Source organism: Pseudoxanthomonas sp. (assembly GCF_036845285.1).
Taxonomy (GTDB): Bacteria; Pseudomonadota; Gammaproteobacteria; order Xanthomonadales; family Xanthomonadaceae; genus Pseudoxanthomonas_A.
Genome location: NZ_DAIUEE010000002.1, coordinates 1 through 21,951, shown reverse-complemented (window position 1 = coordinate 21,951; position 21,951 = coordinate 1). Strand labels below are relative to the sequence as shown.

Annotated in this window: 21 protein-coding genes; 11 read left to right on the top strand and 10 right to left on the bottom strand. The window is 69.0% G+C overall.

Going from position 1 to position 21,951, the window contains the following annotated elements:
- Positions 1-2: 2 nt before the first annotated feature.
- Genes V7060_RS02475 through V7060_RS02450 form a run of 6 tightly spaced genes read left to right on the top strand, consistent with a single transcriptional unit; the run spans position 3 to position 5,708 of the window.
- Positions 3-1,286 (top strand): FAD-dependent oxidoreductase, encoded by a 1,284-nt coding sequence (locus tag V7060_RS02475; RefSeq protein ID WP_334178075.1) that lies wholly within the window; start codon positions 3-5, stop codon positions 1,284-1,286.
- Complete coding sequence (locus V7060_RS02470) at positions 1,283-2,059, top strand: DUF1365 domain-containing protein (protein WP_334177687.1); 777 nt, start codon at positions 1,283-1,285, stop codon at positions 2,057-2,059. Before V7060_RS02475 ends, V7060_RS02470 begins: the two co-directional genes overlap by 4 nt.
- On the top strand, positions 2,056-3,309 hold the full coding sequence (locus V7060_RS02465) for a cyclopropane-fatty-acyl-phospholipid synthase family protein (protein ID WP_334177686.1): 1,254 nt from the start codon (positions 2,056-2,058) through the stop codon (positions 3,307-3,309). Before V7060_RS02470 ends, V7060_RS02465 begins: the two co-directional genes overlap by 4 nt.
- Positions 3,306-4,103, top strand: coding sequence for a DUF1295 domain-containing protein (locus V7060_RS02460; RefSeq protein ID WP_334177685.1), 798 nt, complete (start codon positions 3,306-3,308; stop codon positions 4,101-4,103). Before V7060_RS02465 ends, V7060_RS02460 begins: the two co-directional genes overlap by 4 nt.
- Positions 4,100-5,179, top strand: a complete 1,080-nt coding sequence (locus tag V7060_RS02455) for a cyclopropane-fatty-acyl-phospholipid synthase family protein (RefSeq protein ID WP_334177684.1) — start codon at positions 4,100-4,102, stop codon at positions 5,177-5,179. The genes V7060_RS02460 and V7060_RS02455 overlap by 4 nt, the downstream gene beginning before the upstream one ends.
- A 1-nt stretch (position 5,180) precedes the next feature.
- Entirely contained in the window at positions 5,181-5,708 is a 528-nt protein-coding gene (locus tag V7060_RS02450) for a lipocalin family protein (RefSeq protein WP_334177683.1), read from the top strand.
- 30 nt (positions 5,709-5,738) lie between these two features.
- Here V7060_RS02450 and V7060_RS02445 read toward each other — a convergent pair whose 3' ends face one another.
- The 4 genes from V7060_RS02445 to hutU all read right to left on the bottom strand — a co-directional run bounded on the left by V7060_RS02445 (position 5,739) and on the right by hutU (position 10,076).
- On the bottom strand, positions 5,739-6,860 hold the full coding sequence (locus V7060_RS02445; RefSeq protein ID WP_334177682.1) for a c-type cytochrome: 1,122 nt from the start codon (positions 6,858-6,860) through the stop codon (positions 5,739-5,741).
- 441 nt (positions 6,861-7,301) lie between these two features.
- Positions 7,302-7,457 (bottom strand): hypothetical protein, encoded by a 156-nt coding sequence (locus tag V7060_RS02440; RefSeq protein ID WP_334177681.1) that lies wholly within the window; start codon positions 7,455-7,457, stop codon positions 7,302-7,304.
- A gap of 89 nt (positions 7,458-7,546) precedes the next feature.
- Positions 7,547-8,242 carry a DUF2306 domain-containing protein gene (locus V7060_RS02435; RefSeq protein ID WP_334177680.1) on the bottom strand — a complete coding sequence of 232 codons (696 nt, stop codon included), beginning with the start codon at positions 8,240-8,242 and terminating at the stop codon, positions 7,547-7,549.
- 166 nt (positions 8,243-8,408) lie between these two features.
- The gene (gene hutU, locus V7060_RS02430; protein WP_334177679.1) at positions 8,409-10,076 is read right to left on the bottom strand and encodes a urocanate hydratase; all 1,668 of its coding nucleotides are present in this window, start codon (positions 10,074-10,076) and stop codon (positions 8,409-8,411) included.
- A gap of 107 nt (positions 10,077-10,183) precedes the next feature.
- Here hutU and V7060_RS02425 point away from each other — a divergent pair, with 107 nt between their 5' ends.
- Positions 10,184-10,918, top strand: a complete 735-nt coding sequence (locus tag V7060_RS02425) for a ThuA domain-containing protein (protein ID WP_334177678.1) — start codon at positions 10,184-10,186, stop codon at positions 10,916-10,918.
- Positions 10,919-10,971: 53 nt separating this feature from the next.
- On the opposite strand, the gene V7060_RS02420 is transcribed toward V7060_RS02425, so the two are convergent.
- Both V7060_RS02420 and V7060_RS02415 read right to left on the bottom strand, forming a co-directional pair.
- Complete coding sequence (locus V7060_RS02420; protein ID WP_334177677.1) at positions 10,972-11,313, bottom strand: hypothetical protein; 342 nt, start codon at positions 11,311-11,313, stop codon at positions 10,972-10,974.
- An 87-nt stretch (positions 11,314-11,400) separates the two neighbouring features.
- Positions 11,401-11,922, bottom strand: a complete 522-nt coding sequence (locus tag V7060_RS02415; RefSeq protein ID WP_334177676.1) for a nuclear transport factor 2 family protein — start codon at positions 11,920-11,922, stop codon at positions 11,401-11,403.
- Between the two features lie 57 nt (positions 11,923-11,979).
- Here V7060_RS02415 and V7060_RS02410 point away from each other — a divergent pair, with 57 nt between their 5' ends.
- The 3 genes from V7060_RS02410 (at position 11,980) to V7060_RS02400 (ending at position 15,363) form a co-directional block, all read left to right on the top strand.
- Complete coding sequence (locus V7060_RS02410) at positions 11,980-13,230, top strand: ectonucleotide pyrophosphatase/phosphodiesterase (RefSeq protein ID WP_334177675.1); 1,251 nt, start codon at positions 11,980-11,982, stop codon at positions 13,228-13,230.
- A 49-nt stretch (positions 13,231-13,279) separates the two neighbouring features.
- Positions 13,280-14,779, top strand: a complete 1,500-nt coding sequence (locus V7060_RS02405; RefSeq protein ID WP_334177674.1) for an AlkA N-terminal domain-containing protein — start codon at positions 13,280-13,282, stop codon at positions 14,777-14,779.
- A gap of 86 nt (positions 14,780-14,865) precedes the next feature.
- Positions 14,866-15,363 (top strand): methylated-DNA--[protein]-cysteine S-methyltransferase, encoded by a 498-nt coding sequence (locus V7060_RS02400; protein ID WP_334177673.1) that lies wholly within the window; start codon positions 14,866-14,868, stop codon positions 15,361-15,363.
- A 6-nt stretch (positions 15,364-15,369) separates the two neighbouring features.
- Here the strand turns inward: V7060_RS02400 and V7060_RS02395 are convergent, their stop codons facing one another.
- The 4 genes from V7060_RS02395 to V7060_RS02380 all read right to left on the bottom strand — a co-directional run bounded on the left by V7060_RS02395 (position 15,370) and on the right by V7060_RS02380 (position 20,377).
- Entirely contained in the window at positions 15,370-16,131 is a 762-nt protein-coding gene (locus V7060_RS02395) for a LytTR family DNA-binding domain-containing protein (protein WP_334177672.1), read from the bottom strand.
- Positions 16,128-17,351: a histidine kinase gene (locus V7060_RS02390; protein ID WP_334177671.1), complete on the bottom strand. Its 1,224-nt coding sequence runs from the start codon at positions 17,349-17,351 to the stop codon at positions 16,128-16,130. Before V7060_RS02390 ends, V7060_RS02395 begins: the two co-directional genes overlap by 4 nt.
- Positions 17,348-18,979, bottom strand: coding sequence for a serine hydrolase (locus V7060_RS02385; RefSeq protein WP_334177670.1), 1,632 nt, complete (start codon positions 18,977-18,979; stop codon positions 17,348-17,350). The genes V7060_RS02390 and V7060_RS02385 overlap by 4 nt, the downstream gene beginning before the upstream one ends.
- 141 nt (positions 18,980-19,120) lie before the next feature.
- A complete protein-coding gene (locus tag V7060_RS02380; RefSeq protein WP_334177669.1) occupies positions 19,121-20,377 on the bottom strand; it encodes a formimidoylglutamate deiminase in 1,257 nt (418 codons plus the stop codon).
- A gap of 270 nt (positions 20,378-20,647) precedes the next feature.
- On the opposite strand from V7060_RS02380, the gene hutI reads away from it, so the two are divergent.
- Complete coding sequence (gene hutI / locus V7060_RS02375; RefSeq protein ID WP_334177668.1) at positions 20,648-21,889, top strand: imidazolonepropionase; 1,242 nt, start codon at positions 20,648-20,650, stop codon at positions 21,887-21,889.
- The last annotated feature ends 62 nt before the right edge of the window (positions 21,890-21,951 follow it).

The following is a 21,951-nucleotide window of genomic DNA, read 5'->3' as shown; positions in this document are numbered from 1 at the left end:
GCATGCGCATCGCCGTGATCGGATCCGGCATCGCCGGACTGGCGTCCGCCTGGTGGCTGTCGAAACGCCATGAGGTGGTGCTGTACGAGGCCGCCGACTACCTGGGCGGCCACACGCATACGCATGCGGTGGAACAGGCCGGCCAGCGCTACGCCGTCGACAGCGGCTTCATCGTCTTCAACCGGGACCACTATCCGCTGCTGTGCGGCCTGTTCGACGAACTCGGCGTGGCATCCCAGGCCACCACCATGAGCTTCTCGGTGCACAGCGAGCGCACGGGCGTCGAATACAACGCCACCAGCCTGGACGGCCTGTTCTGCCAGCGCCGCAACCTGCTGTCGCCGCGCTTCCTCGGCATGCTGAAAGACCTGGCCCGCTTCTACCGGGAAGCGCCCGCGCTGCTGGCCGGCGACGATGCCGGTCCCACGCTCGGCGACTACCTGCACGCCGGCGGCTACGGCGCGATGTTCCGCGACGAACACCTGGTGCCGATGGCATCGGCGCTGTGGTCGTCGCCCCCGCAGGGCATCCTGGCGTTCCCTGCACGCTACCTGGTGCAGTTCATGGCCCACCACCGGATGCTGACGCTGGGCGCGCGGTCGCCGTGGCGCGTGGTGACGGGCGGATCGGCGACCTACGTGCAGGCGCTGCGCGCACGCTGGCACGTGCGGGAGCGCATGGCCACCCCCGTGCTGGCGGTCCAGCGCGATGCGGATGGCGTGGTACTGCATTCGCATCGCGGCAGCGAGCGGTTCGACCACGTGGTGATGGCCTGCCACAGCGACGATGCGCTGCGGCTGCTGCACGACGCGGATGAACACGAACGCAGCATCCTCGGCGCGATCCGCTACCAGACCAACGACACCGTGCTGCACACCGACACGCGCCTGCTGCCCCGCCGTCGCAAGGCGTGGGCGGCATGGAACGCGCACGTACCGCGCGAGCCCGACGCGCCGTGTACCGTCAGCTACTGCATGAACCTGCTGCAGGGCATCGAATCGCCCGAGCCGTTCATCGTCACGCTGAACCGCAGCGACGACATCGATCCCGCCCGCGTCCTGCGCCGCATGCAGTACCGGCATCCGGTGTACGACCATGCGATGGTGGCCGCGCAGCAGCGCCGCGACGAGATCCAGGGCCGCCGGCGCACGTGGTTCGCCGGTGCGTACTGGGGCTGGGGCTTCCACGAGGACGGCATCCGCAGCGCGCACGACCTGGTGGCGGCGTTCGATGCGATGCTCCTGCGCGCGGACGCGGTCCATGAGCGCGAGCCAGCGACGGCATGAGCGCGACGATCGCCAGCGCCGTGTACGAGGGCTGGGTGCGCCATCGGCGGCACACGCCGCGACCGCACGCGTTCCGCTATCGCATGGCGCAACTGTATCTGGACCTGGACGAGCTGGACCGCGTGTTCGACCGGCGCTGGCTATGGTCGGTCGATCGCCGCAACCTGGCCGAGTTCCGTCGCAGCGATTACCTGGCGCCGCACGACCAACCGCTGGGCGATGCCGTGCGCGACCGCGTCGCGCGGCAGCTGGGCCGGCGCCCCGACGGCCCCATCCGCCTGCTCACGCACCTGCGCTATGGCGGCCTCGTGTTCAATCCGGTGAGCTTCTACTACTGCTTCCAGCCGGACGGCGTCACGCTGGATGCCATCGTGGCCGAGATCACCAACACGCCCTGGCGCGAGCGGCACAGCTACGTGCTGCCGGTGCGCGATGGCGCGCCGCAGGGAGATGGCTGGGAGTGGGGCTTCGACAAGGCCTTCCATGTCTCGCCATTCCTGCCGATGGACTGCGCCTACCGCTGGCGCTTCGGCACGCCCGACGACGCCCTGCGCATACACATGCAGGTGGATCGCGAGGGCCGGCGCGCCTTCGACGCCACGCTGACGCTGTCGAGACGACCGTTGGACGGCACATCGCTGGCGCGCGTGCTGTGGCGCTATCCACTGATGACCGCGCAAGTGGTCGCCGGCATCCACTGGCAGGCCCTGCGCCTGTGGCTGAAGCGCACGCCGGTCCACGACCACCCTTCCCTCTCCCGCGACGCCCCATGAACGAGATCGCCGACGTTTCCACTCCCCCTGCCTTCGGCGCGATGGACCGCTGGCTGCGCACCCGGCTGCTCGCCCGCTTCGATGCGCTCGACCACGGCACACTGGTGATCCGCGACGCACTGGGCGAGCACCGTGTCGGTCGCGCCAGCGGCGACGCGCTTCCCACCGTCCACGTGTGGGTGGACGATCCCGCGTTCTACCGTGCGGTCGCCGCGCATGGCAGCGTCGGCGCGGGCGAGGCGTACATCGCCGGACACTGGCGTTGCGACGATCTGGTCATGCTGGTGCGCCTGCTGGTGCGCAACCGCGTGCTGCTCGACGGCATGGAAACCGGCATCGCCCGCCTCGGCGGCTGGGCGCTGCGGCGCTGGCACGCGCTGCGCCGCAATACGCGCGAAGGCAGCCGGCGCAACATCGCGGCGCACTACGACCTGGGCAACGATTTCTTCGCGCTGTTCCTCTCGCCGGACCTGATGTATTCCTCGGCGATGTTCGCCTCGGCGGACGACGACCTCGACACCGCTTCGTTCCGCAAGCTCGAAACGGTGTGCCGCACGCTGGCACTGTCGCCGGGCGACCGTGTCGTCGAAATCGGCACCGGCTGGGGCGGTTTCGCCCTGCATGCCGCGCGCCATCACGGCTGCCACGTCACCACCACCACGATCTCGCGCGAGCAGCACGCTCTGGCCAGCCAGCGCGTGGCCGAGGCCGGGCTGCAGGACCGCGTGACGCTGCTGCTGCAGGACTACCGCGACCTGCAGGGCGAGTACGACAAGCTGGTGTCCATCGAGATGATCGAAGCGATCGGCGCGCCGTATCTCGACACCTTCTTCGGCACGCTGGGTGCGCTGCTGCGGCCGGGCGGCCAGGCGCTGCTGCAGGCCATCACCATCGAGGACCACCGCTACGTGCAGGCGCGCGATTCGGTGGACTACATCAAGCGCTTCGTCTTTCCCGGCAGTTTCATTCCCTCGCTCAACGCGATGTATGCCGCCAAGACGCGGGCCAGCGACCTGCAGGTGGTGCACCAGCAGGATTTCGGCCTGTCGTACGCGTACACGCTGCGCGCCTGGCGACGGCGCTTCATGCTGCGTCTGCAGGACGTGCGCGCGCAGGGCTTCGACGAGCGCTTCATCCGCCTGTGGGAGTTCTACCTGGCCTATTGCGAAGGCGGTTTCCTGGAGCGCTCCATCGGCGTGTCGCACCTGCTGATGCAGCGCCCGCTGCATGGCAGCACGGAGGCGCCATGAACCTGCTGCCGGCACTTGCGATCGTCTGGGGCGTGTCCCTGCTGGCGATGACCGTCGGCTGGTGGTGGCAGCGCCGCCATACCAATGCCGGCATGGTGGATGTGGTGTGGACCGCGTGCGTGGGATTCGCCGCGATCTTCCTGGCCGCGTGCGGCGATGGCACCTGGCAGGCGCGTGCCGCCCTCGCCGTGCTGGGTGGCGGCTGGGGCCTGCGGCTGGCCCTGCACCTGTGGCAGCGTGTCACCCACGAACCCGAAGACGGCCGCTACCGGTACCTGCGCGCACACTGGCAGGGCCACCAGGGCAAGTTCTACCTGTTCTTCGCCGGGCAGTCGCTGCTGGTGCTGCTGTTCGCGCTGCCGTTCGCCGCCGTGGCGCGCAGTCCGGTCGCCGCGCTCTGGCCGTGGATCGCGCTGGCCGCACTCATCGGCGCCGTCAGCGTGGCGGGCGAAACCGTCGCCGACCGCCAGCTCGCCCGCTTCCGCGCCGATCCGGCGAATCGTGGCCGCACCTGCCGCGAGGGACTGTGGCGCTACTCGCGCCATCCGAACTACTTCTTCGAATGGCTGCACTGGTTCGCCTACGTCGCGCTGGCGGTCGGTTCGCCATGGTACTGGCTGTCCTTCAGCGGCCCGCTGGTGATGTTCGTGTTCCTGCGCTGGATCAGCGGCATTCCCTTCACCGAGGCGCAGGCGCTGCGCACGCGCGGCGACGACTACCGCGACTACCAGCGCCGCACGCCGATGCTGTTCCCCTGGTTCCCGAAACCCGCAGGCAAGGAGACGACACGATGAACACGATGGCCGGCGAGTTGCCGCTCGATCGACCCGCGACCGGCCTGTTGGGTCTGGCCGAGCGCGGCGTGCTGCCGGATGCCGCGATCCGCGCCGGTATCCGCCGGTTATGCGCGCAACGCCTGCGCGAGGAGAGCGACGGCGGCCAGGCGGGACAGTCCGCGCGTCTTGCCAAACGTCTGCATGAGCTGCGCCGCGGCGTGGTCGCGCGGCATACGGACGCCGCCAACCGCCAGCACTACGAACTGCCCGCGCCGTTCTTCCGCCACTGCCTGGGCCATCGGCTGAAGTACAGCAGTTGCTTCTACGCCACCGGCAACGAGACGTTGGACCAGGCGGAGGACGCGATGCTGGCCCTGTACGGTGAACGCGCGGCACTGGCCGACGGGCAGGACATCCTGGAACTCGGCTGCGGCTGGGGTTCCCTGACCCTGTGGATGGCGGAGCGCTATCCGAATGCCCGCATCACCGCAGTGTCCAACTCGCACTCGCAGCGCGACTTCATCGAAGCGCGCTGCGTCGAACGCGGCCTGCGCAACGTCCGCGTCATCACCTGCGACGTCAACCAGCTGCAACTGGACGCGCAGGCCTTCGACCGCTGCGTGTCGGTGGAGATGTTCGAGCATGTCAGCAACCATGCCGCGCTGATGCAACGCATCCACGACGCGCTGCGCCCCGGCGGCGCGCTGTTCGTGCACATCTTCGTCCACCGCCACCTGATGTACCCGTTCGAGACGCAGGGCGAGGACAACTGGATGGGCCGGCACTTCTTCACCGGTGGCATGATGCCATCGGCCGACTGGCTTCTGTTCTTCCAGGAGCACCTGCAGCTGCAGGAGCGCTGGCTGCTCGACGGCACGCACTACCAGCGCACCGCCAACCACTGGCTCGCGAACCACGATGCGAACCGCGATGCCGTGATGGCCGTGCTGCGTACCGCCTACGGCGACGCCGCCGCGCTGTGGCACCAGCGCTGGCGCATGTTCTGGATGGCCTGCGCCGAACTGTTCGACTATCGCGACGGCCAGGAGTGGCTGGTCGCGCACTACCGTTTCCAGCGTCCTTCGGAGGCCTGACATGCGCCCGCTGCCGATCGTGCTGCTGCTCGCCGCGGTGATGGCGACCACCGCCTGCCGTTCAACCAACGTCAAACCGACCATCCCCACCGCCGCGCCGGTGGACGTCGACCGCTTCATGGGCGACTGGTACGTCATCGCCCATATCCCGTCGTTTCCGGAGCGCGAGGCGTATGCGGCGGTGGAGTCCTACGCGAAACTGCCCGACGGCCGCATCCAGACCACGTTCCGCTTCCGCAAGGGTGCGCTGGACGGTCCCGAGAAGACGATGCACCCCGTCGGCACCGTACGCCCGGACGGCGGCGGCGCCGTGTGGGGCATGCAGTTTGTCTGGCCGATCCAGGCGGAGTACGTCATCGCCTGGGTCGATGCCGACTACGGGCAGACGATCGTCGGGCGCAGCAAGCGCGACTACGTGTGGCTGATGGCGCGCACGCCGCAGATCCCCGAAACCGAATACGCGGCGCGCGTCGAGCAGATCAGGGCGATGGGCTACGACGTCTCGAAGCTCCGCCGCGTACCGCATTGACGGCGCGCAGGCCCCGGCGGTTCGCGGACGTCAGGGCTTCGCGGGCGCCGTCGCCTCCGACGCATCACCGGCGACCACGGGATAACCGAGGCTGACCCACCCTTGGATGCCTTCGTAGAGCACGGCCGTGTTCTTGAAGCCGCCATCCTCGCGCAGCCGCTTCACCACCGAATCCGCCGCAGCCCGCGGACATTCGCAGTAGGCGACGATCCACGTGCCGTCGCGCGGCAATGCCCCGAGGGCCGTTTCGCGGCTGTAGTACGGCACCGGCACCGCGCCTTCGATGTGCGCCATCTGCCACATCGAGGTCACGCGCGTGTCGAGCAGCACCATGCGCCGCCCGGCCTTCAATTCGCGGTCGAGCGCGGCCGCGCTGACGTAACGCCCATCCTTCAGTTCACCGAACGCCGGCGCGCTGCCGGCGGCGTTGATCACGTACTCGCCCAGCGCGGGCGGCGTACGCAACGGCCGCTTGCCTGCGGTCCAGCCGGTACTGCGGCTGCGCAGGAAGGCGGTGACGTCGTCGATCTGCGTGTCGCTGAGGATGCCGCCGAAGGCCGGCATCGGCGTGCCCTGCCGGCCATGGACGATGGCATGGCGCAGAAAGGTGTCCGGCGTGAGCGCCAGCATCGCGGCATTGCCGAGCGCCGTACCGGTGCCGCCCTCGCCCTTCGCCCCATGGCAGGTCGCGCAATGCTGGCCGTACACGGCTTCGCCGCGCTTCGCGTCGCCAACGGTCCGGTCGAAGCGCTGCCTGCCGGTGTCGATGGGTTCCACGGCCGCCGTTTTCCGCAGCCAGCGCAGCATGTCGATGATGTCCTGCCGCGTCATCGGACCACCGACCTCATCGAGGTAGCCGCCCATCGGCGTGCCCTGCCGTCCGTAGCCGATCGCTTCGCCGAGCACAGGGAAGTCGGATTCCAGCAGCGACTTCGAACGCAGCGACGGTGCATGGTCGTTGACATGCCCCTCGCGGTCCCGGCCATGGCAGAGCGCGCAATAGCGCTGGTAATTGCTGGAGGCCTGCGCCGCGGCAGCCTCGGTCAGCTCCGGCGCAGCCGGCTTCGGTGCCGGTGCCTGCGCAACGCTCGCGCCCGCGAGTCCTCCGGCCAGCAACACGATGGCGGTCCAGGCAATGCGGCGGTACGTCATGGCGGATCCTTGGCGGGCGACGGGCGGGCTGGATGCAAGATACCTGCGCGAGGACGCGGCTGCACGGCACGGCACGCGACATCGCGCCGGCATGGCGCATCGCCAAAGCGTGGAGCCGCCGCGCTACCTTCCACGATCACGATGCCATCGCTTATACGGAAGGTGTCGTCCGTCCCGTCCGTTCGATGGTGCGATTTGCCTGCCGGCGTTGTACTTCCCGTCTTGCCACACGGCGTGTGCGGTGGTCTCCGGCATTCCCGCCTAGAACATGGCCAACGCCACGACGGCGATCAACGCGCGCGCGTCGATGCCGGGACTGGAGAGGTTGAGGTGCTGCTGTACGAGGCCGGCGTTGTCGGCGTCGAGCCGTTTTCTGCTGCGCCCGGCTTCTGCGGCGGGGTGGCATCCGCGCCTGCGCGATGCCACCCGCCAACGGCAGGATCAGACCGGCGAGAACCCACGCGTGGCCTTCTTCTCGTTCTTGTCCGAGCGTTTTTCCTTCAACGTCTTCGCCGGTTTTTTCTTCTGCTCTTTCTTCTTGTCCAGACCCTTCGCCATCACCTGCACTCCCATGCTCGTTGCGACCGGCGGGAGCATGACACATCCATGCGGGGTCGGAGCGCCATGCGTCCGGCGGACCAAGACCACGCCGCGAATCGGCACCGGGTGACGCCGGTCCGCATCCGTCACGCCCGGTGCGGCGAGGTGGACCCCGTGAGCGCGCGCGACGTTCCCAAGGTCGCCCGCCAGATGCGCCGGCCTGCCTCATGCACCGCCAGCGGCACCAGCCACGACAGCCAGAGCAGCCAGGCAATGCCGTCCGGTGGAGGCGGCAGGACAGTGAACACGGCGGGCAAGTGGAGGAACAGGCGGAAGGTGATCGGCGCCAGCGTGACGAGGTAGTTGCGGGTCATCCACGCACCGTGTCGCTGTACCTGCCCGCGCCGGATCAGCACGAGGGCGACGAGCGCCGTCGACAGCCATGCCAGCGCAGTCGCGGCGAACGCCAGGCGGATGCCGAACGGCGCCGGCGAGGTCGCGATCAGTCCAACCGCACCGGTACTGGCGACCAGCATGCCCGTTAGGTAGACGCGGCCCGTCCAGCGATGCACGCGACCGGCACGGCGCCAACGCTGGGTCAGGAACTGCACCGGGCCGAGGACCACCGTCAACGCACCGCCCGCGAGATGTGTCCACAGCCATGCGCGCCGGTCCCAGAACATCGCGTAGGTCGTCGCGTCCACGTGCCGGTACTTGCCGATCACGTCGAGGAGGAAATCCACACCCCAGACCGTGACGGCCGCCAGCACCAGATACGCCGCCACGCGCGGCGCCGACCAGCGGCGCAGTGACGGCATCGTGGCGGGCGGCGGTGTACGCATGGGTTCTCCGGGGTTGCGCGGAGCGTACCGCAATCGGAGCGCGCCACGGACCCGACGGGTTCAGGCCGGCCCGCGCCATCCCCCAGGCCCCGCACGATGTACGGGTTCGGGCAAAAGAAAGGCCCGCGGTTGCGTGCCTTTCCAGGGTGGAACCGCGGCCGGGTGCTCACACCATCGGCAGCTTCAGCCCCTGCTCCTTCGCGCACTGCACGGCGATGTCGTAGCCGGCATCGGCATGGCGCATCACGCCGGTGCCTGGGTCGTTCCACAGCACGCGGGCGATGCGCTGGCCGGCGGCTTCGCTGCCATCGCAGACGATGACCACGCCGGAGTGCTGCGAGTAGCCCATGCCCACGCCACCGCCGTGGTGCAGCGACACCCAGGTGGCGCCACCGGCGACATTCAGCATCGCGTTGAGCAGCGGCCAGTCGGACACCGCATCGCTGCCATCCTTCATCGCTTCGGTCTCGCGGTTCGGCGAGGCCACGCTGCCGCTGTCCAGATGGTCGCGGCCGATCACCACCGGTGCCTTCAGCTCGCCGTTGCGCACCATTTCGTTGAACGCCAGGCCGAGCTTGTGGCGCAGGCCCAGGCCGACCCAGCAGATGCGCGCCGGCAGGCCCTGGAAACTGATGCGCTCGCGCGCCATGTCCAGCCAGCGGTGCAGGTGCGCATCATCGGGGATCAGCTCCTTCACCTTCGCATCGGTCTTGTAGATGTCTTCCGGATCGCCGCTCAGGGCGACCCAGCGGAACGGACCCACGCCACGGCAGAACAGCGGCCGCACGTAGGCCGGCACGAAACCGGGGAAGTCGAACGCATTCTGGAGGCCTTCGTCGAACGCCATCTGGCGGATGTTGTTGCCGTAGTCGAACGTCGGCACGCCCATCTTCTGAAAGGCAAGCATCGCCTCGACATGCACGCGCATCGCCTGCTTGGCGGCATCGCGCACGCGCTCGGGTTCGGACTTCTGCGCGGCCAGCCACTGCTCGACGGTCCAGCCGATCGGCAGGTAGCCGTGCACCGGATCGTGCGCACTGGTCTGGTCGGTGACGGCATCCGGGCGCACGCCGCGCTTCACCAGTTCCGGCAGGATCTCCGCCGCATTGCCGAGCAGCGCGATGGATTTCGCTTCGCCGGCTGCGGTGTACTTCGCGATGCGCGCGAGTGCGTCGTCGAGGTCGGTGGCCTGTTCGTCCACGTAACGCGTGCGCAGGCGCATGTCGATGCTGGACTGGCGGCATTCGATGTTGAGCGAACTGGCGCCGGCCAGCGCCGCCGCCAGCGGCTGCGCGCCGCCCATGCCGCCCAGGCCGGCGGTGAGGATCCACTTGCCGGTCAGGTCGCCGCCGTAGTGCTGGCGGCCCATTTCGACGAAGGTCTCGTACGTGCCCTGCACGATGCCCTGGCTGCCGATGTAGATCCACGACCCGGCCGTCATCTGGCCGTACATCGCCAGACCCTTTTTATCGAGTTCGTTGAAGTGTTCCCACGTGGCCCAGTGCGGCACCAGGTTGGAGTTGGCGATCAGCACGCGCGGCGCGTCGGGATGCGTGGGAAAGATGCCGACCGGCTTGCCCGACTGCACCAGCAGTGTCTCGTTGTCGCCGAGTTCGCGCAGGGACTTCAGGATGGCGTCGTAGCAGGCCCAGTCGCGCGCGGCGCGGCCGATGCCGCCATAGACGACCAGCGAGGTGGGATCCTCCGCGACCTCCGCGTCCAGGTTGTTCTGCAGCATCCGGTACGGCGCTTCGCTGAGCCACGACTTGCAGGCGAGCGTGGCGCCACGCGGGGCTCGGATGACACGGGAGGGGTCGTGGCGGGGATCGGACATGCGCGTATTCCGGATACAGGGATGCCGCATTATCGGCGGGAGGCGTGGCCCGGCGCGAGCCATCGCCATGCTGCAGTGCGTGATGGGCTGCGTGGCAGAATCCGGCCATGAATGCCTTCCGCGCCGCCGTTGCTGCCCTGGTCCTGACCAGCCTGACGCTGTCGTCGCCGGCGCCCGCCGCCTCGCCGGACCGGGTCTTGATCTTCACCAAGACCGCCGGCTTCCGTCACGACGCCATTCCCACGGCCGTGGCGACATTGAAGACGCTGGCGACCGACGCAGGCATGGCGGCCGACCACACCGAGGATGCACAGGCCTTCACCGCCGACAACCTGGCGCGCTACCGCGTGGTGGTGTTCGCCAGCACCACCGGCGACGTGCTGGATGAGGCCCAGCAGGCGGCGATGGAAGGTTTCGTGCGCGGCGGTGGCGGGTTCGTCGGTGTGCATGCGGCAGCGGATACCGAATACGACTGGCCCTGGTACGGACGACTGGTCGGCGCGTACTTCCACAGCCATCCACCGGGACTGCAATCCACGCACGTGCAGCTGGAACGCGATGGGAAGCCGGTGGGCGAACGCTGGCCGGTCACCGACGAGTTGTACAACTACCGCGACAATCCGCGCGCGAAGGTGCGTGTCATCGCCACGGTGGACGAGCGCGAATATGAGGGCGGCCTGATGGGCGATGACCACCCGATCGCGTGGTGCCATGCCTTCGACGGCGGCCGCAGCTGGTACACCGGGCTGGGCCACGATGCGAAGGTGTACGAAGACGCCCACGTCATCGCGCAGCTCATGCGCGGATTGCGCTACGCAGCAGGGCGAAGCGGGGACTGCTGACGCTCGCTGCTCCCTGCCCGCACGGCAGGACGCAGCGCGCCGCAGCCGCCCCGTCAGCGGACCGCCGGATCCAGTGCCCGCAGCGCGTCGCCCAGGTTGGTGTGGCCGGTGCGGTCGAGGTCATCCTTGGTGTACGAACGACCGGGCTGGCCGGTGCAACGCGGCTTGCCATCGCGTTTGGTGATACGGCTGCCGGTCTCGCGCAGGCAATTGATGTCGGACAGCCGCTTGTCGTCCCCGAGGGCGGCGGGCGACGGCATTTCGGCAGTCATACCGGCGGGAGCTTGCGCGGTGGTCGGCGGCGTGGCGGGCACCGGTTCCGCCGGCGTCTGCGCGTGCGCGCTGGCGGCCACCAGGCCGGCGGCAAGGATCATGAACAAGGGAATGCGTTTCATGGGCGGCTCCCACGGCGGAATGTGAAATCACGATACGCCGCTCCGGCGTACATGGCGCAAGTCCGGGGTCCGCAGTTTAGGCCAGCCTCAGGCGCCGGGACACGGCGGGTCGCGACCGTCCCGGAAACGCTGCGCGGCGGCGGCGTCGGCCGGTTGCGGCGGAATGCCGTCGTCGAACAGCACGCGCCAGACGCCATCATCGCCGCGCTGCCAGACCGATCCGAACCGGCCCAGCCTGGTGACTCCGGTGCTGGGGTCTTCGTACAGCGCCGGGCCGCTGGAGTATGCGGTGCGGCCGTCGCCGCCGAGGGTCACCACGGCGGGATACCAGCGCAGGACCAGGGCCGTGCCTTCGATCAGGCCGGCCCACTCGCGGGTGATCGCGTCGCGGCCGCGGGTGGGGGTGCCGCTGACGCCGAACGCGGCATCCGGGTGCAGGTGCGCGGCGAAGGCTGTCGCGTCGTGGTCGGCCACGGCGCGGGCGAAACTCAGTTCGCGCTGCCATACGGCGCATTCCGCCGAATCCGCCGCATCGATCGGCGCCGCGTGCAGGTGCCCGGCCCACGCGACAAGGAGCAGTAGAGACGAACGTCGAATGGTCGGTGTCATGCGGATTGCCCGGGAGTCTGCCAAGCTGTGTGCGATTTCAGCTTCTGTCCGTACCGCATGCGCCTGCCATTGGTCAGGGTGACGCTGCTGGCCGCCCTGCTCTGGGTCGCCGGTTGCGCCACCACCCCCGCCTCCGCCCCGCCCCCTCTTGAACCTCACGGCGTCGTGCTGGTCTCCATCGACGGCCTGCGCGCCGACATTCCCGGCAGTGGCCGCATGCCCACGCTGGATGCGCTGTTCGCGCAGGGCGCGCGCGCCGCGTGGGTCAACCCCTCGTATCCCACCCTCACCTTCCCGAACCACTACACCCTGGTGACGGGCCTGCGCCCGGATCGCCACGGCATCGTCCACAACGACCTGGAAGATCCCGTGCTCGGCAGGTTCGCATCGAAGAAAGCCTCCGGCCGCGACGGCCGCTTCTGGGGCGGCGAGCCGATCTGGATCGCGGCGCGGCGCGCCGGCCTGAAAACGGCGACGATGTTCTGGCCCGGCTCCGAAGCGGAGATCGCCGGCGGCCGTCCCGACCATTGGCGCCCGTTCGACGGCACGATGACCGCCGATGCACGGGTCGCGGAAGTGCTGGGCTGGCTGGACCTGCCGCCGGCCGAGCGACCCCGTTTCATCACGCTCTACCTGGAGCAGTACGACGTGGCCGCGCATGCTGCCGGCACGTTCTCGCCGCAGGCGCTCGATGCCATGGCCGACGTCGATGCCGCACTGGCGACGCTGGTGCGCGGACTGGACGCGCGCGGGCTGCGCAGCACCACCAATCTGATCGTGCTGTCCGACCATGGCATGGCGGATGTTCGCACCGGCGATACCGCGTATCTCGACGACGTGCTGCCGGAATCGCTGTTCTCGTGGTCGTCGCTGGGCCCGGTCGCCCACATCACGCCGCGCCCCGGGCATGAGGCGGAGGTCACACGCAGGCTGATCGGTCGCCACGACCACTACACCTGCTGGAACAAGGAAGCGTTGCCCGCCGCGTGGCACTACGGGCGCAATCCGCGCATCGCCCCCTTCGTCTGCCAGTCCGACACCGGCTGGCGCCTGCAGCTGCACCGTCATCCATTGCCCGCGCGGGCCGTGAAAGGCGAGCACGGCTTCGTGCCGGAGGATCCGCAGATGCGCGCGTTCTTCGTGGCGTCGGGGCCTGATTTCGTTCCCGGCGTGCAGCTGCCGGCCTTCGACAACGTCGACGTCTATCCCTTGCTGGCCCATCTGCTGCGCATCGCTCCCGCGCCGAACGACGGCACGCTGGACACATTCGCACCGGCGCTGACGCCGCGGGCAGGCTCCGCCCATTGATGTCCGGAAACGGTGAGTCCATATGCGGAGGCGGTGCTAGCCTGCGCGCATGGTCACCGATGCCACCGCCCTGCCCGATCCGCGCGTCTGCGAACAGGCACGGCTGAGCCGCGACGCGCGCTTCGATGGCCTGTTCTTCACGGCCGTCACCAGCACGCGGATCTACTGCCGGCCGGTCTGCCCGGCGCCTGCGCCGAAGCCGTCCAACATCGTTTACTACCGCCATGCCGCCGCGGCGGAGGCGGCCGGCTTCCGGCCATGCCTGCGCTGCCGGCCGGAACTCGCACCAGGCGATGGCACCTGGCGACGCGGCGACGATGTCGTCGCGCGTGCGCTGAAGATGATCGACCAGGGCGTGCTGGTCGACACGTCGCTCGCGGACCTGGCGGCGAAGATGGGCCTGGGCGAACGGCAGTTGCGCCGCCTTTTCAGCGAACGGCTGGGTGCCACGCCGAACGAAGTGCATGGCACGCGCCGGCTGCTGTTCGCCAAGCAGTTGCTGACCGAGACCATGTTGCCGATCACGCAGGTGGCGCTGGCGGCCGGCTTCGGCAGCCTGACCCGCTTCAACACGGCGTTCCGCGAGGAGTACCGCATGGCGCCGCGCGACCTGCGCAAGCGCGACATGCCGGCGACGCACGACGTGATGACGCTGCGGCTGGGTTACCGCCCGCCATACGACTTCACCGCCATGCTGGACTTCCTGCGCGGGCGCGCATTGCCCGGCGTGGAAGTGGTCGACGAACGCAGCTACCTGCGCGTGATCGGCGCTGCCGATGCGCCCGGCTGGCTGCGCGTCAGCGCATGGGAGGGCGCCGATGCGCACGCGCTCAAGCTGGAACTGCATGGCGCGGCGCCGGCGCAGTTGCTGGGCATCGTGCAGAAGCTGCGCCGCATGTTCGATGTGGACGCCGATCCGCAGGCCATCGCGCAGGCGCTGGGCCACGATGCGCGGCTGCGCCCGCTGCTGCGGCAACGGCCCGGCCTGCGGCTGCCAAGCGGATGGGACGGTTTCGAGATCGCCGCGCGCGCGGTGATCGGCCAGCAGGTCAGCGTGGCCGCGGCACGGACGTTGACGGCGCGCCTCGCGCAACGGCACGGCACGCCGCTGACGACACCGTTCGCGGGATTGACGCATCTGTTCCCCACGCCCGATGCGCTGGCCGACGCGGCGCTCACCGAGATCGGCCTGACCCGCGCACGCGCGGACACCATCCGCGGCCTGTCGCGCGCCCTGCTGGACGGGCGCGTGGACTTCAATCCGGAACGGACGCTGGAGGATTTCGCGGCGCGCTGGATCGCACTGCCCGGCATCGGCCCGTGGACGGCGCACTACATGGCGCTGCGCGCGCTCGGCCACCCGGATGCATTCCCTGCCGACGACCTGGTCTTGCAGAAGGCCGTGCCGACGGATGGCGTGCGCATGACAGCGAAAGCGCTCACCGCACGTGCGGAAGCGTGGCGGCCATGGCGCGCGTATGCGGTGATCCATGTGTGGAAGGGCAGCATGGCGCCGAGCAAATCCCCGGCTGTTGTAGGAGCGACGTAAGTCGCGACCGGGATACTTCCATCGACAATGATGTTTCCTTCATGCGGTCGCGACTTACGTCGCTCCTACATCGAGCTTTCCCGACCATGATCCTCTTCCGCCACCTCGACAGCCCCGTCGGCACGCTCACGGTCGCCGCGACCGATGCGGGACTGCATGCGATCGAGTTCCCGCGCAACCGCCATCCCGCGGATCGCGAGGGTTGGGAGGAAGGCGACCATGCGCTGATCGATCTCGCGGCACGGCAGCTGGATGAATATTTCGCGGCGCAGCGCCATGCGTTCGATCTTCCGCTGGCACCGCGCGGCACCGAATTCCAGCGCACGGTGTGGATGACGCTGGCGGGGATCGGCTACGGCGAAACGATCAGCTACGCACAACTCGCGCAGCGCGTCGGCAAGCCCACGGCGATGCGTGCGGTCGGTGCCGCGAACGGGCGCAATCCGCTGCCGATCGTGCTGCCCTGCCATCGCGTGATCGGCGCGGACGGATCGTTGACCGGTTTCGGCGGCGGGTTGCCGACCAAGCAGTTCCTGCTGGAACTCGAAGGCGCGCTGGCGAAGGCGGACGACCTGTTCGGCTGACCGCCGCTACATGCCGCGGAAACGCTGCTGGAACGCAGCGCTGACCGGCAGCACGTCGGGACGGCCTTTCACGCTGAGCTGGTGGCGGCCGAGTTCGTCCTTGCGCACACGATCGATCGCCTGCACGCGCACCAGCACGCCGCGGTGGACCTGCCAGAACACGTCCGGGTCCAGGCCGCCGAGCAGTTCCTTCAGCGGCATGCGGATGATCGCTTCGTCGTCGGCCGTGACCACGCGCACGTACTTGTCCTGTGCCTGGAAGAACAGCACGTCGTCGATGGCGATCATGCGCACGCTGTCGCCGACGCTCGCGGTGATCCAGCGGATCAGACGGTCGCCCTGCGGACGCAGGCGCGCTTCCAGGTCGTCGATCAGCGTGCGCAGGTCCGGCGCGTGCGCATCCGCCAACCGCGCCTGCACACGCGCAACGGCCTGCGCCAGCCGCGCATCCTGCACCGGCTTGAGCAGGTAGTCGGCGGCACCAGCCTCGAAGGCGCGGATGGCGTAGTCCTCGTAGGCGGTGGTGAACACGACCAGGCCACCGCATGCGACCACCTGCCGTGCGACGTCGAGCCCGCTGACACCCGGCATGCGGATGTCGAGAAAGGCGACCTGTGGCCGATGCTGCGCCACGGCCTCGAGTGCGGCGATGCCGTCCTCGCAGACCGCCACGACATCAAGCTCCGGCCATGCGGCGCGCAACTGCTGCTGCAGCGCACGCCGCAGCGGGGCCTCGTCTTCGGCGATCAGCGCGGTGACCGGGTTCATGCCGGCGACCCTGCCGGCAGCTGGATCTCGGCACAGACGCCGCGGCCCGATGGCCCCGCCACCAGCGAGAATGCCGCCTTCCTCCCGTATCGCGCCGCGAGTTGTTCGCGGACGTTCGACAGTCCCATGCCCGTGCTCAGGCCCGGTTGCAGGCCGGCGCCATCGTCAACGACGCGGACACTCAGGTGGTTGTCGATACGAGCGGCGATCACCTCCACGTGACCGGCGCCGGGACGCGGCTCGATGCCGTGCTTGATCGCGTTCTCCACGAGGGTGATGAGCAACGAGGGTGGGAACGGAAGCGGACGCAGTGCGTCATCGGCCTGCACCGCATACGTCAACCGTCCGCCCATGCGCACGCGCATCAGCGCCAGGTAGCTTGTGCAGATGTCGAGCTGCTGCCCGAGGGTGGCGTGCAGGCCGCGGTCATCGCGCAACTTGGGGATGGTGGCGCGCAGGAAGTCCACCAGTGCGTCCAGCGTGGCCTCGGCCTGCGGTGGATCCTGGCGCACGAGCGCACGCACGGAGGCGAGCGTGTTGAACAGGAAGTGCGGTTCGACCTGCGCCTGCAGTACGCCCAGCCGCAGGTCGGCTTCGTGCACGCGGCTTTCGAGGTCGCCCAGCGCCTGCGCATGCCGATGCAGATCCCAGCGCTGGCGCTCGCTGAAGTAGGCACGCAATGCCAGGCCGCCACCGAACAAGCCGTAGACCACCACCAGCCCGGCCAGGTTGAGCGCCAGACCGATCGCCTGCACCAGCGGTGCCGGCGTCGGCATCGTGGGTTTCAGCCCGATCGCGGCCAGGCCAGGCGCCATCGACTGCTGGATGTACGCGGATGCCACCCGGTCGATGAAGAAACTCAGCACCATGCCTGCCAGTACCGCGATCACCACCGCCTTGCGTTCGCGAGCCACGGGCCAGTGGCGGTGCCGCACCGCCGTGGCAAGTGCCGGTCCCAGCATCGCCATCAGGCTGAACGCGACGAACTGGGTGGCCGCCACTTTCAGTGCGACCCCGAGATCCTGCACCACGACGCCGGTCCCAGCACCGATGAAAGCGGCGACCACCGCGATGATGCCGCAGAACAGCAGGCTGCGACCCATCAACCAGCGCAGGCCGAACACCGGGTACCGCCGGTAGCGGCTCCACACCGCATCGCCGCCGACCAGCACGTCGGACGGCAGCGTCTGGCGCAGCGAATAGTCGTCGTGCCGGGTCATTGCTTCTCGCCGCGCAGCGCCTGACCCGCCTGCTTCAGTGTCAGTGCGATGACCTTGCCGCCGGCGTCGCGCTCGAACCGGATTTCCGCACCCACGGCATCCATCACGAACACGTCGCGCTCCACCGCCTGCACCGGGAGCGCCGGCTGGCCGGTGCCCTGGATGGTCAGCGCTTCGCCATGCGCCTTCACGCTCAGGCCGAAGCCCGGCACGAGCGGATACTCGCCTTCGTAGTCGCGCAACGCGGCGGCATCGACATGCAGCAGGGGCCTGACGGTTGCCGCATCGACGCGCCTGGCAGGCAACGCGCCCCCCATCTGCATCCAGATGAAGGACTGGCCTTCCGCCGTACGCTGCGGCCGCAGCACGGCATCGAAGTCGCGCGGATAGAAATCGCCGGCGCTGTCGTAGCCCATCGCATACACACCCTGCCCGGCCGGTTGGATCTCCAGCGCATCGCCACGGCGATGCAGGACCATCTTCATGCCGCCGACCAACTGGTACTCGCCGGCCAGCGCGTCGAGCAGGGCGGCGTCCGGCGTCGCCTCATGGCGGGGGGCACCGAGCGCAAGGCCGGGATCCACCAGGTGCAGTCCCAGCGAGCCGAGGCCGCCGATCGAATTCCAGGTCGTGTCCGACAGGATCACGACGCCCCGCTGCCGCTCCCGATCGAACGCCACGAACGACGAGAACCCGCCGGTGCCGCCTTCATGCACATGCACGGTACGTCCGCCGACCGGCATCAGCATCCAGTTCATCGCCATCGGCGGCGCGTCCGACACTTTCTGCTGCGAGCGTTCCAGCGCCGCCGTGATGGACGTGGACGCGGTGCCGAGTTGGCCCTCCACGTAGCGCACCATGTCGTCCAGCGTGGCACGCACGCCACCCACGCCCGCCAGATTGGTCTGGAAATGCCAGGCGGACGTGGGCCGCGTGTTCGGCGTGTGTCCGACTGCGGCCCGCACACCCGACGGTGCGGCATCGAGGTACGCGTGACGCATGCCGAGCGGCGCGAACAGGCGCTGCTTCAGCAGCGTTTCCATGTCCGTGCCGGCGCGGCGCGCGACGGCGTACGACAGCACCATCGAGGCGAAGTTGGAGTATTCGAACGTGGTACCCGGTGCAGCGGTCAGGGTGGCGTCGCTCAGCGAGGCAAGCAGCGCGGCCTCGTCCAGCTTCGCGTACGGGTCCGCCATGTCCGGTGCGGCCATGCGCGACGGCAATGCCGGCAGGCCGGAAGTGTGGGTCACCAGATGGCGCAACAGGATCGGCTGGCCCTCGTAGGTCGGCAGCACCGTGCCGTCGGGCAACCACGCGGACAACGGATCGTCGAGCGAACCCTGGCCATGCCCGATCAGGTCGGCCAGCAGCGCCGCTGTCATGGTCTTGCTGACCGAACCAATCTCGAACGCCGTATCGGTGTCGATGCGGGCGGCGTCTTTCGCATCCGCGCACTGGAACGTGCGGGCCACGTCGCCACCCTGGATCACGGCGACGGCCATGCAGGCGCCCGTACGGTCGCCTTGCAGTCGCTGGCCGACGGTATCGGCGAGTGCGGCATCGCTCGTCGCATGGACGGAACCGCTGGCGATCGCCAGCGTGAGGGCAAGGGTGTGCGCATAGGGCATGGCGAGGCTCCGGAGGGGATGCCGGCCATGCTGCCGCGCCGGGCCGCAGGCCATGCGTGCATCGGATGGAGCACGGCATGCCCGCGATGGAACCCCCGATCCGGCGGATGATCCACCCTGCGGCGACATCATCCGCAGGCCTCAGTCACGCAGGAGCCGGCGGAGCGTTTCGCCGTAGCGGCGCGCGATGCTTTCATGGTCCCGGTGCCGCCCGTCGTTGACGACGTCGCGCCCCGCTACGCGTACCCGCTTCACCAGCGGCCGGTTGCCGGCGAACAGCCAGCGATCCACCACGTCTCCGGTCGTTGCGCCCGCCAGCGCCGGCGCGTCCGCGTCCAACAGCACCTCGTCCCCCGACGCTTGCCGGAAGCCGGTGGCGTTCCCCGCGCTGTCCAGGACGCCACGCAGCAGGGTTTCTCCAACGCTGGGCGAATGCGCGGTTACCGCGATGTTGCGATGGCGCGTGACCAGGCGCTGCCCGTACTCCAGCCAGCGCAGTTCCTCGACGGGCGATACGGAGACGTGCGAATCCGAACCGATGCCCCAACGCCCGCCCGCCTGCAGATAGGCGTGCAACGGAAACAGGCCATCGCCGAGATTGGCTTCGGTCGTCGGACAGATCGCCACGGTCGCGCCACTGGATGCGATGCCGCGCGTTTCCTCTTCCGTCAGGTGGGTGGCATGCACCAGCGTCCAGCGGGCGTCGACGGCAAACCCGCGCAGCAACCATTCGACCGGACGCGCATTGCGCACCGCAAGACAGTCCTGCACTTCGCCGACCTGTTCGGCGATATGGACATGCAGGGGCGCATCGGCCGGCAGTGCCGCCAAGACCTGTCGCATGGCGGCTTCCGGCACGGCGCGGAGGCTATGGAAGGCGCAACCGATGCGCAGCCGGTCGTCCTGCAGCGGCCGCAACGCGTCGAGCAGGCGCAGGAATCCATCCACGCCATGGCCGAAGCGCCGCTGCCGCGCAGAGAGTTCGCGCCCGTCGAAGCCGCCCGTCATGTACAGCACCGGCAACAAGGTCATGCGGATGCCGGTGTCGCGTGCCGCGGCGACCAACGCGTTCGACATCGCAGCCGGATCAGCGTATGGGGTGCCGTCCGGCTGGTGGTGCACGTAGTGGAATTCGCAGACCGTGGTGTAACCGGCCTCCAGCATTTCCGCATAGAGCTGCGTCGCCACCGCGTACGTACTGTCGGGATCCATCCGCGCGGCAAAGCGGTACATGATCTCGCGCCAGGTCCAGAAGCTGTCTTCCGGATGCGTCTGCCGCTCCGCCAGCCCGGCCATGGCACGCTGGAAGGCATGCGAATGCAGGTTGGCGATGCCGGGCACGCGCCATCCGCCTTCGGTGGCGATGGCCAGGCCTGCGGTGGAATCAGGATTCGACATGGCGATGCTTACGGCCGGCGACAGGGGTGCGTTAGGCTACCGCGTCGCCACCGCCAAGACACCTCCATGGACGCGTCGCTCACCCCCCCATCGCGATCGGCCTGTCGCTGTTCGCCGTCGCCGTTTCATCGACGGTGGTGGCCGCCGCCATGCGAGCGCGGAAAAAACAGGCGCCATCGCATCACGGAGATGGAGTACACGGCGTCCATGGCGGCGCCAGCCATTCCGGTTGCGGCGCGGACACCGCCGGATGCGACGGCGGAGGCGGCGATGGCGACTGATCCGATGCAACCGCGCTGGGACGGCATGCTGGTCAACGCGCGCCTGGCCACCCTGGCCGGTGACGCGGGATATGGCGTGATCGAGGGTGGCGCATTGGGTTGGCGCGATGGCGCGCTGGTCTTTGCCGGTCCGCAGGATCTGCTGCCAGCATCGCCGGAGCATCTTGCCGAGGATGTCGTGGACGCGCAGGGCGACTGGATCACGCCGGGCCTGATCGACTGCCATACGCACGTCGTGTTCGGCGGCGACCGTGCGGGCGAGTTCGAGCAGCGCCTTCAGGGGGCGAGCTACGAGGAGATCGCACGCGCCGGGGGCGGCATCGTGTCGACCGTGCGTGCCACCCGCGCCGCCAGCGAGGACGACCTGCTCGCGCAATCGCTGCCGCGTGCGCGCGCACTGCGCGATGACGGCGTGACCACGCTGGAGATCAAATCGGGATACGGGCTGGACCTGGAGAACGAGCGCAAGATGTTGCGCGTGGCGCGCCGTATCGGGGATCTGCTCGGCATCACCGTGCGAACGACCTTCCTCGGCGCTCATGCATTGCCACCGGAGTATGCCGGGCGTGCGGACGACTACATCGCGGCCGTCTGCGAATGGCTGCCGATCCTGCATGCGGAAGGACTAGTCGATGCGGTGGATGCGTTCTGCGAGCGCATCGGTTTCACCGTCGCGCAGACGCAGCGCGTGTTCGAGACCGCTCGCTCGCTCAGGCTGCCGGTGAAGCTGCACGCGGACCAGCTGAGCGATGGCGGCGGTGCGGCGCTGGTGGCCGGCTTCGACGGGCTGTCTGCCGATCATGTCGAATACACCTCGGACGCCGGCGTGGCCGCGATGAAGCGTGCGGGCAGCGTCGCGGTGCTGCTTCCGGGTGCCTTCCACGTGCTGCGCGAGACGACGCTGCCGCCGCTCGACGCGTTCCGCGCGCAGGGGGTACCGATGGCGGTGGCGACCGACTGCAATCCCGGTACGTCGCCACTGCAATCGTTGCGTCTGGCGATGTCGCTGGCCTGCACGCACTTCCGCCTGACGCCGGAGGAAGCGTTGCGTGGCGCGACCGTGCACGCGGCGCAGGCATTGAGACTGTCGGATCGGGGACGTCTGGTCGCCGGACAGCGCGCGGACTTCGTGCGCTGGTGCATCGGCCAGCCCGCGCAGCTGGCGTACTGGCTGGGGGGCGACCTGGTGTCAGGCGTCTACGCAGGCGGTCGCATGGTCGCGAAGGCCTGAGAAAAACAAGGTAATTCCTAGCCTTTCCGGACCAGAGTGGGCCGTAGTTGCTGGATCGAAGT